Here is a 12020-nt window from a genome sequence, read left to right as displayed (position 1 = left end):
CCCCTAGGCCGTTGAGCAATGGGCGCTTTCGGGGTCACAGCGGTGTTGGGGTAGGGGAGAAATTTTGGAAAAACCGCATCTGATCGGCCTGGGCGCGTTCGTGCTGCTCGCCACTGCAGCACTCGCAACGCATTCGGCTGAGCCGAAAAGGGCGGCAGCGGCCCATACGATTCCGAACTCTCATGTCCGGCTCGCGTCGCTTTCGACCGAAGCGCGCAAGGATGTGGACTATGCATCGCTCGATCGCCGCCTTCAGGCGTTGGTCGAAAAGCCCGCCATGGTCGGCCTCGCCGTGGGCGTCGTGGAAAATGGCCGGATCACCTTCTTGAAGGGCTATGGCGAGACCCGCGAAGGCTCAGGCGAGCAGGTGACGCCGGAGACCGTCTTTCGCTGGGCATCCGTCTCAAAGGGCGTCGCCGCGACGATGGTCGCGAAGTTGGCCGAGCAGGGAAAGGTCAATCTCAACGGCCCCGTCGGTACCTACGTCCCGACCCTGAAGCTGCCAGCCGGGGCCGAGAAAACGGCGACCGTGGGCGATATGCTGAGTCACCGGCTCGGGCTTTATCGCAACGCCTACGACAACAAGCTGGAAGAAGGGCAGGACCCGCATTTCCTTCGACAGACGCTGGCTCAGCTGAACCTCATTTGTCCGCCGGGCACGTGCTGGAGCTACCAGAACGTCGCCTATGACGGCGCGTCCGAGCTCGTCGAGCACGTCACGCGGCAGAATTACGAGCATGCGGTCAAGCAGATGCTGTTCGACCCGATCGGCATGACCAATGCCAGCGTGTCGATGAACGGTCTTACGGGCTCGAAGAGCTGGGCGGCGCCGCACGGGGCAGGGCGGCGGCCGCTGGAGCTGACCGACGCCTATTACCGCGTCCCCGCAGCGGGAGGCGTCAACAGCAACATCAAGGACATGTCGCTGTGGATGCTCGCCCAGATGGGCGAGATGCCGGACGTGCTGTCACCGCGCGTGCTCAACACCATCCACGCCTCGCTGGTGAAGACGCCGGGAGAGCGCGGGCGCATGCGCAAGTTCCTCGAGCGTCTCGGCGAGGCCGACTACGGCTACGGCTGGCGCAGCTACGACTATGCCGGGCACCACATCATCGGCCACCGTGGCGGCGTGAATGGCTACCGCTCGCTGATCCTGTTCGACCCGCAGAAGAAGAGCGGCGTCGTCGCCCTTTGGAACAGCAACACCAGCCAGCCGGGCGGCCTGGAGTTCGAGGTGATGGACATGATCTATGACCTGCCCTTCCGCGACTGGCTGGAGCTGGACGGCAAGGGTCGTGCGAACACGAATGCAATCGCTCGGGCCGATGCCGACGAGGAAGTGTCGAGGGTGACGGCGGGCCGAATAAGGGGCGCCGCAAACGCGGCTGAGGCCTAGCTCCGGCGAGCTTCCGCCTTCGTCTTCCTGATTTCCTTCTGCTGCTGCAGATGAGCGAGATAGCGGAACGCCATGCCGCAGATGGACGCGGCCATGCCCAGGATCAGCACCGGCATGTGCCACCGCGGTTCGCTGCCGGTCGGCCAGGCGATCGCGCCGAGCAGGAATACGCTCACGATCGAGACGAGGTACCCGAGACCTTTCCAGTCCACGCCCGAACCTGCCGAAATTGTTACCTTTTCGCGACGCACGAAGCAGGAACATCCAACAGCCGGAGTTTGTTTCATCCCCCAAACGAAGGAGGAACATGCCCATGGCGGAGAGTAAAACTCAGGATGCAATCGCATTGCTTAAGGAGGATCATCGCAAGGTCGAGGATCTGTTCGAGCAGTTCGAGAAGGCGAAAGGGGACGGCCGCAAGCAGAAGCTGGCCCTCGAGATCTGCAAGGAACTGACGATCCACACGATCCTCGAGGAAGAAATCTTCTACCCAGCTTGCGAGGGGAAGGTTGAAGAGGACCTTTTGAAGGAGAGCTTCGTCGAGCATGATGCCGCGAAGGTGTTGATCGCCGAGATCGAGGCCGGCGAGCCTTCGGACGAATTCTACGATTCCAAGGTGAAGGTGCTTTCGGAGGAGATCGAGCACCACGTCGAGGAGGAAGAGCAGCCGAAGAAGGGGCTCTTCGCTCAGGCTCGCGAGGCTGACATCGACCTGAAGGCGATTGGCGAGCAGATGGCGCGCCGGAAGGCGCAGCTCGAGGAGGAAATCCAGGCCAGCGGGCTTCCGGAGCCGGAAACGACGACGCTGGATAAGGTCGAGGTTTAATCCGGCTAAACCCGGTATCGTAAAGGCAAAGCCGCGCCCGGCGATTCGGTTCGGGCGCGGCTTTGTGATATTCGGCCCGCATTGGCGTCCCGGTAGCATGCAGGCACGGCGCCAACTGACAGCGATCCCATTGGCTGCCGCTTGTGAGCCGGAGTTCGTACATGAACCTCGAAAACCAGGCGTATCATCGCCAGCGCGAGCAGAATTGCCGCGAGATGGCGCAGACCGCGACCGACCCCGACGTCCGCCGCCGCCACGAAGAACTGGCGGACCTGCACGCCGGCCGGGCATCCGCCGCGAGCGAATCCCCGGCTTGATCCTCAGGCCCTGCGCCGTTCAGTGATCGACCCATGAGCGCAGCGCCGGAAATCCGCGGCTTCTTCGACGACCAGACGAACACGATCACCTATCTCGTCTGGGATCCCGCGACGCTGAAAGCGGCGGTGATCGACCCCGTCCTCGACTATGATCCCAGCGACGGGACCGTGGACACCCGCTCGGCGGAAAAGGTGCTCCGGACCGCCGATGAGCTCGGCCTGGCGGTCACGCACGTCCTTGAGACCCATGCTCACGCCGATCACCTGTCCGCCGCGCCGCTATTCAAGGCGAAGACGGGCGCACGGATCGGCATCGGTGCACGAATCCGCGACGTTCAGAAGGTCTTCCGGCCGATGTTCTGCGCCGATGACTTGAAGGTCGACGGCAGCGATTTCGACCTGCTCTTGGCGGACGGTGACAAGGTCCCGCTGGGAGAGCTTGATATCGAGGTCATCGAGACTCCCGGACATACGGCGGCGGACGTTAGCTATCGTGTTCAAAGCGCAATATTTGTCGGCGATACATTGTTCATGCCCGACTACGGCACGGCGCGGACCGACTTCCCGGGCGGGGATGCGCGTCAGCTCTATCGCTCGATCCAGAAGCTGCTGGCGCTGCCGCCGAAAACGCGCCTTTTCATGTGCCATGACTACAAGGCGCCGGGCCGCGATGAGTATCGCTGGGAGACGACCGTCGCGGAGGAGCGCCGCAACGTGCACCTCGCCGGCGACGTGACCGAGGAGCAGTTTGTAGCCATGCGCGAGGCGCGAGACGCGACCCTATCTACGCCGAAGCTCCTGTTGCCGTCGATCCAGGTCAACATCCGGGCGGGCCGTTTGCCGCCGGCCGAGGAGAATGGCGTCTCCTATCTGCGGATCCCTGTCCGGTTCAGGAATAACCCGCAGGCGACCTGAGACGGAATCGCAAATTTTTCGCGCACATCCACGGACTTATGCACAGAAGAGTCCGACTCCGCGCGATTTCGTGCTAAGTTTCAAATCAGTGGTACGCGCGACTCGGGGCGTAATTGGGTCGGCTGCGTGTTTTGGTGGGGGAAATTTTCGGGTTGATCCCGCCGTTATCCGCAGTTCGTCCGTAAGTACGCAAAGCCGCGCTTAGAGACCTTGTATCGCGATCCCTCAGGGGGCCGAGGATGCAAGCATCGGAAGGTGATGGGAAGGGAGCCTGACACCCCACCCTCCACCCGGACGGCTTTCGGCTCGTCACCTTCCGAATCCACAAAGGCGCGCTTCGGCGCGCCTTAATTTTTTGGGGGATCGGCGAAGTACTTCTGGCCGCGGGCTTTCATCGCGCCGGTGTTCAGCCGCTCCGACGTTTCCTCGGCGGCTTCCGGGGTGAGCCGGATATCGACGGCATCGGGACCCTTCATCGAAACCACGCCGTCCGTCGCATCGACATCGCCGGCTTCGTCGTAGATCGTCTTGTCTTGCGTCATGCGCTCACCCGGCTGCTTGGCGCGGCCGCTCCTCGGTTGTGAGTCCTGCTGGCTTTAACGGCTGTACCGGGCACGAAGTTGCTGTTGTTCCGCTCACGAAGCGTTCGGCGCCATCTCAGCTTGTACAGCTCGCTTGACGTGTGGTGCGCCGAACCGGCTGGCTCCGCGGGATGCCGCCGGAGCCAGCCGTGCCGGAACTTAAGCCCCAATCAGTACCGGCGTTCCGATAGCGGTGACAGTGTAGAGCTTCTTCGCGAACGCGCTCGGCAGGCGCACGCAGCCATGGGACGCCGGCTCGCCCGGGTTGAACCCGGCGTGCAGCGCGATCCCGTAATCGTCGATGCGCTGCATGAACGGCATCGGCGCATTGTCGTACTTCTTCGAACGATACATCGGACGCTTGTCCTGGATCGTGAAGATCCCGGTCGGCGTATCGTGCCCGGTCTTACCGCTGGAGACAGTGGCAACGGCCATCAGCGTCTCGCCGCGATAGAGATAGGCGAGCTGATCGCCGAGGCTGACCACGACACGCTCGTCACCCGCGCTCGCGGGCACGTCGCGCCAGAGGTACTGGCCGGGCTTCAGTTCCTTGTCACCAAATGCTTCGTACATATCCTGCCGAGCGAGGGCAGCCGCACTGCTGGCGGTCATTTTAGCTTCGACAGTCTCCATGGACGCGGCGATTGCCGAATTTGAGGGGACGCTCAGGGCGCAGACAGACGACACCGCAAGCGCTAGCGCTAGCTTCTTCATATCATTACTCTTTTCGACTTGACTTTTGCGCCGTTAATGCCGGTGGCCCGAGTCGGGTTCCCGAAAGCCTCAAAAAACAGCCATTGCCGGTGGAGATTCGCGGGTCACACGATGGATGAGCCGTTCGCACGCGTCAGCGACTGGCTTGACCTATGCGGTCATGGTTGAGACGAGCGAAACGCCCGTTAGCGACTTGGCTCGGGGCCTTCCGAAGCTTCTGCGGGTGCGACCGCGATCAGGACGACGCCGGTCGCGACGAAGCTGGCTGCTAGCACCCAGGCGAAAGTTGCAACGATCTCGCTGGTCCGGCCGAAGAGACCCCAGACGACGACGGCGATCGGCAATCCGGACAGAAGGAGGATCGCGAGGAGGAAGTCCGTCGCCGCACCGAAGATGAACCAGCGTTCCAGACTGCCTTTGCAGCGGCTGGCCGCGAAGGCGAGCGCGGCGCTGCGAACCACCAGCCACAGGATGACGAGGTTTAAAACCGGGAAGAAGCCGGCACCGGGATCGAGGACCAGGCGAAGGCCCGCCAGGACGGTCGCTCCTCCCGCAACTGAGGCGCTCGGCCGGTGAATGCGACGGGCAAAGGCCGCGACCAGTTCAATCGCGCCCGCAGCGACCAAAAGCCATCCTACGACCAGCCGGCCCTCGAGGTGACGTTGCAGCGGCAAGGCAGCGGTGCCGAGCGCGAGCAGGATGATCAGCACTCCGGCGCCGCCGATTACGAACTTCCTGGCTTGGTCGGACAAACTGAGCCTCCGGTCCCGGAGCCTAACCGATTTGTTACGGTGCCGGTTCCGTCTGCTTCTTGCGCCGAGAGCCTCCGGCTTTGCCGGCCGGGAGCGGCTTGCCGCCGAGCCAATGGTCCAGATCGCGGTCGAGAAGCCGGGAAAGGAGCAGGCGGTCCTTATGAAGCGTCTCGCGGATGTCGTTGGCCAGCGCATCGCTGATACGCACAGGCGGCGCCGCGGTCCGGTTCCAGCGGAGCAGGGCGGTGCGCGTCGCCATCACCCGTCCGGAAAGCCACGACGGCTTTTTGTGCGGCTTGGTGCTGACGCGGCGGCGGAAGTGCTGTCCCGCGAGAACGGTCCGGGCGACTGGCGGGCGCTTCAGCAGGCGCTGCAGCCAGCCGATCTTGAACCCCTGACCCGCGCGATGCTTCTTTCCGGTCGGAAGCGGCACTTGGCGAAGACCCAGGAAGTCCAGCATCTCCGCATAGACCTTGGCAGGGTTGGCCTTGAGGTCGTCGAACACCACGACATGGCAATGCTCGCGTCCCATAACTTCGAAGAAGTGGCTGACATTCTTACCCAGCCGCCCGGCCTCATCATAATAGAGCTGCCGCGCATCGAGGCATGTGCGCGGGACCTTCCGCCCCTGCCGCCGCTCGCCGACGAGCTTCCAGGCCTTCTGCAGGTCGGCGACCGTTTCGTCTCCCTGGTAAAGCAGGCGCTGGTGCAGTGACGGGATGAGCTCCATCGGGTCACGCACGGCGAGAACGAACTTGGCATCGGGCCAAAGCCGAAGGAGCGGGAGAAGGCGCTCGGGCGCGTAGAGATAGGATACCGACGCCTCGGCGATCACTTCCGCCTTTGGGTCGATCTGCGGAAAATAGCGGTCGAGATATTCGGCAGCCACCGCGTCCCGCAGTTCCTCGTCGTCGAGGTCGTTCAGGTCGAACAAAGCGAAGTAGTGCGGCTCCTTGACCTTCGAGAAGCTCACGTCGGGGTGGCTCGCCAACAGCCGCGACAAGGTGGTCGTGCCGCAGCGCGGCGCCCCTACGATGCAGGCGAAGCGCTGCGTTGGCCATTTCGCGGAGGCCGGCCTTACCTGGTTCTGATCTTCGGCTGCGTGGGGCTGCATTTTCCTGGGATAATAGTGGAATCAGGCGGAAATCGGTTCAGTGCGATGAGGTTCTAAGTCGCTGCTACGCGAACCCAAGTTTGAACCGCCACTCGGGTGCGAGCAAATCCCGCACTTCCGCATGCTTCTTCATGTACGCGGCCACGAAAGGGCAGAGCGGTACGACCTCGAGTTCGCGGGCACGGGCGCTGTCCAAAGCGAAGCGGATCAGCGCGGATGCGATGCCCTCGCCCTCGTGCTCCGGCGGCACCTCGGTATGCGTGAAAATGATCTTCCCCGGAGACAGCCGGTATTCCGCGACGGCGACTGCGCCGTCCGCCAGGAGTGCTTCGAAGCGCTGCTTTTGGGGATTATCGCGGATGTCCATCACTGCCGCTTACAGAGGTCTGGGAGCATTGGAAGACGAGCATCTGCTCCGCTGATACAGTGCGCACATGCAGCGCGCATATTGGGGCAGGGCGATTGCGGGGATCGCCGCAGCCGCTGGGTGGGCCGGGCTCGCTTTGCAGCTGGCGATCCTTGTCCGCGGCCTGGGGTTCGCAGCTGGCCTATGGCGCTATCTCGGCTACTTCACGATCCTCACGAACCTCGGTGCAGCGTTGGTAGCGACGTCATGGGTGTTGGGCCGGGGAGACCTGCTTTCCAGCTCGCGTTCGCGGCTGACGGCGGCGACGTGCATTCTGATCGTCGGACTGGTCTATTCGATAGCGCTTCGCGGCTTGTGGAGCCCAAGCGGATGGCAAAAGGTCTCCGACGTCCTTTTGCACGACACGACGCCGCTGCTTTGGTTCGTGCTTTGGATCGTCGCTCCGCCCGCCGGGCTAGAGTGGCGCGACATCAAGTGGGCCATTCTGCCCGCGCCAATTTATGCGGCCTACTCACTGGCGCGCGGCGCATTCAACGGCTGGTATCCCTACTGGTTTTTGGACCCTGCCATGCAGTCGCCCATCGAATTGTTCGTGAGTATCGTCTTGCTGCTCTGTGCGTTCGCGCTCGTGGCAGCATTCCTGATTGGACTAAGCCGCTTCCGCCCCCTTAGGCCGCATCCTTCAGCTGCCAGCCCCGCCACCTCTCGATGACCTGCAGGGAATCGTGGCGGATGTGGTTCGCCGCCATTTCCTGCACCAGCTCCTGCTTTGTCACGAGACCGGCATCGACCATCTCAGCCAGCAGCGAATAGACGAGTGCTTCCTGGCGCGGGTCCGGATGGCGTTCGTAGCGCTGAAACCGCAGGCGCCTGAAGAAGTCGAGCGGGCCGCGCTCGCGCAATGTGTAATCGACCGGAAGCCCCGTTTTCCACGGCTGCGTCCGGCGCTTGGTCGTGTGAAGCAGTTTCGTCTGCGGGGTCAGCCGATCGAAGTCGTTCCACTCGGGCTCGAGGTGACCGATCGACGATGCCGGCTCCCGCTTCAACTCGATCCAGTCGACGTAATCGAAACGATGAGCAAAGAGATCGTCGAGATCCTTGTCGAAGTCCCAGTGCCGAAGCTGCGCGCAGTCGAGCAGCATGACTGAGGTAGCGACGTAGTTCGCCTGATTGTTGTGGCCGGGGCGCGGCACCGCCCAGATCGGCTTGCCATCCAGATCGCGCGAGAACAGCTCGCCGACGTCTCCGGCTGCGAAGATGTCCGGGTCGGTAACGACCGCCCGAGTTTGGAAGCCCATCGCCTGAGGCGGATAGAAGCGCAGCGGCGTGAAGCTTTGCAGGTCGTCCGGATCCCACGGGCGGACGTGACCGCCCCGCAGGATCGTTTGACCGGTCTTCATCAGGCGCGGATGCTCAGCCGTGTCGAGGATGCGGACGTCGAAGCTGCCGGGCTTCGCCGCGTTGCGCTTGTAGCTGTACGCCGAAATGCGCGCGCCCAGCATCTGGCGGGCGTTGGCCTGGATGAAGACTGTCTGAGCCATGACGAGGTCTGTATGCCAGCCCGCACCCAATGTCCGCAATGACTTGGCGGTGGATCAGCTCTGCGGTTGACCCCGCAGGAAGAACATCAGGTAGATGAGTCTTCCGTTTTCCAGACTGTCGCCGAAGCCAGGGCCGGCCGTGTGCCAATAGTGAGGCTGAAGCAGCACCAGCCGGTTGAAACGCATGGGCACGGTCATCGTGTGTTCCCATTGCGAACGGTCAAGCGCGTCCTTGTCCAGGATATCGTGTTGCAGCTCTTCGTAGCTGGAGTAGCCGATGGCCTTCAGGCTTTCCGTGTCCATGGGGACGCGGTCGGTATTGGTGCGCTTGTGGCGGAAGAATTCGGTCCCGCCTTGGCAGTCCTCCGGGCGGCTGAGGTAGAGAATACCGGACCAATGACTTTGGTCGATATGGATTCGCGCTTGCTGCTCGTCGGATGCCAGCGCGATCCGGCAGCTGCCATGTGAGAAATCGTTCGTCCATGGAGCCCGCACAGGCTCGCGGACTAACATCGACACGATCTCGTCGAGCCCTTCGATCCGAAGCTTCTGCTTCGAGTTGAGGCCGGGATACCGTCCGCCGATCATGTATTCGAGTGCGAGGGCTTGCCGACGCACTTCCTCGGCATTGCGCAGGAAATCGTCGATCACAAAAACAGCTGGAACCATGAGCCCCCGCTCTGCCCGGTGAGGCAAAGCTTAGCTCACTTACATAAGTTGGCAAGCGAACGGCTGTTAAATTTTAGGACACCAAAAATCAGATAACTTACGATAACTATGGACATTCCCGGCCGCAGATAAAGATGCGAGTGGGTTCGCCCCAACGAGTCGCGACAACTCAGGGCGCGGGCCCAAAAAGAAGGCGGTCCACAACTTCATGTTGTCGGGCCGCCTTCGCTTGTCACGGCGGGTTCAGATCATGCGAAACGCGCAAAAGAATAAGGAGGAGCACGGGCCGGGGCGCTCGTGCTCCTCCTTCGAGGAAAGGGTGTGTCACCCGGTGCAAAGGTTAACGATGCACCGGGTTGGGCCAAGCTATCGAAAGTTAGCTGGTTAGATTGGGAACTGTGCCCTCATGGAGCGGGGCTGTAGAGGCCCTGTGCGACGTCCACTCGCTACGCTACGGTCGTATTGTGAGACGGGGACTGCACCTTCCGTCCGGACGCGTAATCGCGATCGGTCGCTACATGCTGGCGACCCTGTTCGTGCTCGTCATCTGGTTGGATGTGACCCAACCGCACCTGGCGCCGGCGGTCACCTATACGCTGATGGCAGGATACGTAGCCTTCTCGCTGGCAATCGTCGCGTTCACCTGGGACGATTGGTGGCTCGATGCAAAGCTGGCCGGCCCGGCGCATGCGATCGACATCGTCGTCTTCACTCTGCTCGCGGCGCTCACAGAGGGCTATGCGAGCCCCTTTCTTACCTTCTTCATGTTCCTGCTGCTGTCGTCGGCGATCCGATGGGGTTGGCGCGCGACGGCGCTGACTGCGCTGCTCCTGTCCATTCTGTACCTCATCGCAGGCATCATCATTTCGGGCTCGGTTGCGCACGTCGCATTCCGGCCGTTCGCGATCCGGACGGGCCACCTCGTGATCCTTTCGTTGATCCTGATCTGGTTCGGCGTGAACCAGTGGAGGTCAGGAGCGCTCACTCGGAACGAGGGCAGCTTCGCCGATCCCGCGCTGGACCAGTCGCCGCTGGAAACGAGCCTGAGGACGGCCATGTCCATTCTCGGCGCGAGCCGGGGAATCCTCATATGGCGGGAGCAGGGGCCGGGCGATGCCGACGCGCTCATCGTTCGCCACGGCGAAATGACTGCTGTTCGCATAAAGGGGCGCCTCTTCCAGGATGCGGTCGAGCGCTCGTTCCTTTACGACCTGCCCAAGGACCGCGCCTTGAGGCGCGACGAGAGCCGGAACCTCTACGCACCCGCGGCTCGCATGCTCATTCGATCGAAGGCGGCTGCACCTCTCGAGCTCGGGCAGGGGATCGCTATTCCTGTCCGGACAGGGGCAGGAGAGGGCGAGCTCTTCCTCGAGGACCTGCCGAACCTTTCCACCGATCATATCGACCTAGGCGACCAGATCGCGCTCGATGTCGCGGCGCATATCGACAGGCACGCCCTGATGATGGCTGTCGAGGAAAGCGCCGAGGCACGGTCTCGGCTTGCGCTGGCTCGCGACCTTCATGATAGCGTGGTGCAGTTCCTTGCCGGCGCCGCGTTCAGGCTTGAAGCGCTCAAGCGCGACCATGCCTCGGGACGCAACCTGGAACCCGAGCTGAATCATCTGAAGCAGATGATGCTGCAGGAACAGGGCGAGCTGCGGTCCTTCATCGCGGCCTTGCGCAGCGCACCTAAGATCGGGGTCAAGGACCTCGCCAAGGATTTGCGAATCTTGTCCGGCCGCCTTGCAAAGCAGTGGAACGTGTCTTGCGACTTCAAGTCGGACACGACCGATATGGTCGTCCCCACGCGGCTGCAGTTGGAAGCCCAGCACCTGACGCGGGAGGCTGTTGCCAACGCCGTACGCCACGCGGGCGCTAAGACCGTCTCGATCAAGTTGCGAAGCAGGCCGGATGAATTACTGCTAGACTTCATCAACGATGGCTCGCCTTACCCGAAGTCCACGATCGGCGGTGAAATGCCGTGGACTTTAAGTGAGCGCGTCAAGCTCGCCGGAGGTGCGCTCGATGTTACACGTGGGATGGGCGTGACCCGCATTTCCGTTTCGTTGCCACTAAGTGGAAAGCTCCAGTGATGCGCATCTTGCTGGCCGACGACCACCCGATGATTCGAACCGCGATTGAGGCGCTGCTGCGAGGCACGGCGTTCGAGATCGTCGGGCAGGCAGCCACCGGAGAGGAGGCACTTCAGAAGGTCGAGCAGCTCGATCCGGACATCCTCCTGTTGGACCTACAGATGCCCGGCGGCACGGGAATGGATGTCCTGCGGCGCGTCCGATCGGACGGCCAGAAGCTCCGGGTCGTCCTTCTCACCGCGGCGATCGACGACGCCTCTTTGATCGAGGCCCGGTCGTTGAAGGTTCAGGGCATGGTGTTGAAGAATTCCGATCCCGCTTACCTGCTGGACTGCCTGGAGCGCGTCAGCAAAGGTGGCCGGTGGCAGGATCCTGAGCTGGTTGAGCGGACGAAGCGCATCTCTCAGATGTTCGCAGACCGGGAAGGGCCGGCGCTTTCACCCCGCGAGAGAGAGCTGATCAACCTCGTCCGCCAGGGCCTGCGCAATCGCGAGATCGCTGAGAAGCTCGGGGTCACGGAAGGGACCATCAAGGTGTACCTGCACAACGTCTTCGAGAAGCTGGGCGTGGGTAGCCGCACGGAGCTGGCAATCCGCGCCGACGAGTTTCTTGCCGAAAGCTATCTCAGGAATTGAGTGCCCCGCCGCGGGTGTTGAGGCCCGCGGCGTCGGGGACGCCGTAGCACCGCGGGCCTCGCGGGGTGACACACCACGATTTTCTCTCGGTGAAAAATCG

At 62.5% G+C, this 12020-nt stretch carries 16 protein-coding genes; 8 read left to right on the top strand and 8 right to left on the bottom strand.

Going from position 1 to position 12020, the window contains the following annotated elements; all coding sequences use genetic code 11:
- The first annotated feature begins 64 nt into the window (after nucleotides 1-64).
- On the top strand, nucleotides 65-1396 hold the full coding sequence (locus LZ016_RS06700; RefSeq protein WP_241446629.1) for a serine hydrolase domain-containing protein: 1332 nt from the start codon (nucleotides 65-67) through the stop codon (nucleotides 1394-1396).
- Here the strand turns inward: LZ016_RS06700 and LZ016_RS06695 are convergent.
- Nucleotides 1393-1647 carry a hypothetical protein gene (locus LZ016_RS06695; protein WP_241446628.1) on the bottom strand — a complete coding sequence of 85 codons (255 nt, stop codon included), beginning with the start codon at nucleotides 1645-1647 and terminating at the stop codon, nucleotides 1393-1395. The two genes, LZ016_RS06700 and LZ016_RS06695, sit on opposite strands and share 4 nt — an antisense overlap.
- Before the next feature lie 62 nt (nucleotides 1648-1709).
- Between LZ016_RS06695 and LZ016_RS06690 the strand changes: the two genes are divergently transcribed.
- The 3 genes from LZ016_RS06690 to LZ016_RS06680 all read left to right on the top strand — a co-directional run bounded on the left by LZ016_RS06690 (nucleotide 1710) and on the right by LZ016_RS06680 (nucleotide 3454).
- Nucleotides 1710-2222: a hemerythrin domain-containing protein gene (locus LZ016_RS06690; protein ID WP_241446627.1), complete on the top strand. Its 513-nt coding sequence runs from the start codon at nucleotides 1710-1712 to the stop codon at nucleotides 2220-2222.
- A gap of 161 nt (nucleotides 2223-2383) precedes the next feature.
- The gene (locus LZ016_RS06685; protein ID WP_241446626.1) at nucleotides 2384-2539 is read left to right on the top strand and encodes a hypothetical protein; all 156 of its coding nucleotides are present in this window, start codon (nucleotides 2384-2386) and stop codon (nucleotides 2537-2539) included.
- A 33-nt stretch (nucleotides 2540-2572) separates the two neighbouring features.
- Nucleotides 2573-3454: an MBL fold metallo-hydrolase gene (locus LZ016_RS06680; protein WP_241446625.1), complete on the top strand. Its 882-nt coding sequence runs from the start codon at nucleotides 2573-2575 to the stop codon at nucleotides 3452-3454.
- A 347-nt stretch (nucleotides 3455-3801) separates the two neighbouring features.
- On the opposite strand, the gene LZ016_RS06675 is transcribed toward LZ016_RS06680, so the two are convergent.
- The 4 genes from LZ016_RS06675 to LZ016_RS06660 all read right to left on the bottom strand — a co-directional run bounded on the left by LZ016_RS06675 (nucleotide 3802) and on the right by LZ016_RS06660 (nucleotide 6492).
- Entirely contained in the window at nucleotides 3802-3996 is a 195-nt protein-coding gene (locus LZ016_RS06675) for a hypothetical protein (protein WP_241446624.1), read from the bottom strand.
- A gap of 198 nt (nucleotides 3997-4194) precedes the next feature.
- Entirely contained in the window at nucleotides 4195-4749 is a 555-nt protein-coding gene (locus LZ016_RS06670; protein WP_277622515.1) for a L,D-transpeptidase family protein, read from the bottom strand.
- Between the two features lie 185 nt (nucleotides 4750-4934).
- Entirely contained in the window at nucleotides 4935-5501 is a 567-nt protein-coding gene (locus LZ016_RS06665; RefSeq protein WP_241446622.1) for a hypothetical protein, read from the bottom strand.
- A gap of 34 nt (nucleotides 5502-5535) precedes the next feature.
- On the bottom strand, nucleotides 5536-6492 hold the full coding sequence (locus tag LZ016_RS06660) for a sulfotransferase (RefSeq protein ID WP_241447470.1): 957 nt from the start codon (nucleotides 6490-6492) through the stop codon (nucleotides 5536-5538).
- On the opposite strand from LZ016_RS06660, the gene LZ016_RS06655 reads away from it, so the two are divergent.
- Entirely contained in the window at nucleotides 6455-6592 is a 138-nt protein-coding gene (locus LZ016_RS06655) for a hypothetical protein (RefSeq protein ID WP_241447515.1), read from the top strand. The two genes, LZ016_RS06660 and LZ016_RS06655, sit on opposite strands and share 38 nt — an antisense overlap.
- Nucleotides 6593-6679: 87 nt before the next feature.
- Here LZ016_RS06655 and LZ016_RS06650 read toward each other — a convergent pair whose 3' ends face one another.
- Entirely contained in the window at nucleotides 6680-6982 is a 303-nt protein-coding gene (locus LZ016_RS06650; RefSeq protein ID WP_241446621.1) for a GNAT family N-acetyltransferase, read from the bottom strand.
- 67 nt (nucleotides 6983-7049) lie between these two features.
- On the opposite strand from LZ016_RS06650, the gene LZ016_RS06645 reads away from it, so the two are divergent.
- Complete coding sequence (locus tag LZ016_RS06645; protein ID WP_241446620.1) at nucleotides 7050-7694, top strand: Pr6Pr family membrane protein; 645 nt, start codon at nucleotides 7050-7052, stop codon at nucleotides 7692-7694.
- Here LZ016_RS06645 and LZ016_RS06640 read toward each other — a convergent pair.
- Entirely contained in the window at nucleotides 7651-8523 is an 873-nt protein-coding gene (locus LZ016_RS06640) for a glycosyltransferase family protein (protein WP_241446619.1), read from the bottom strand. The two genes, LZ016_RS06645 and LZ016_RS06640, sit on opposite strands and share 44 nt — an antisense overlap.
- Before the next feature lie 54 nt (nucleotides 8524-8577).
- Nucleotides 8578-9192, bottom strand: coding sequence for a DUF6445 family protein (locus LZ016_RS06635; RefSeq protein WP_241446618.1), 615 nt, complete (start codon nucleotides 9190-9192; stop codon nucleotides 8578-8580).
- Nucleotides 9193-9656: 464 nt separating this feature from the next.
- On the opposite strand from LZ016_RS06635, the gene LZ016_RS15670 reads away from it, so the two are divergent.
- Both LZ016_RS15670 and LZ016_RS06625 read left to right on the top strand, forming a co-directional pair.
- Complete coding sequence (locus tag LZ016_RS15670; protein ID WP_241446617.1) at nucleotides 9657-11285, top strand: sensor histidine kinase; 1629 nt, start codon at nucleotides 9657-9659, stop codon at nucleotides 11283-11285.
- On the top strand, nucleotides 11285-11920 hold the full coding sequence (locus LZ016_RS06625; RefSeq protein WP_241446616.1) for a response regulator: 636 nt from the start codon (nucleotides 11285-11287) through the stop codon (nucleotides 11918-11920). The genes LZ016_RS15670 and LZ016_RS06625 overlap by 1 nt, the downstream gene beginning before the upstream one ends.
- The last annotated feature ends 100 nt before the right edge of the window (nucleotides 11921-12020 follow it).

This window comes from Sphingomonas telluris (assembly GCF_022568775.1).
Classification (GTDB): Bacteria; Pseudomonadota; Alphaproteobacteria; order Sphingomonadales; family Sphingomonadaceae; genus Sphingomicrobium; species Sphingomicrobium telluris.
The sequence above is the reverse complement of the archived record's forward strand: the minus strand, read 5'-3'. Positions and strand labels throughout refer to the sequence as shown.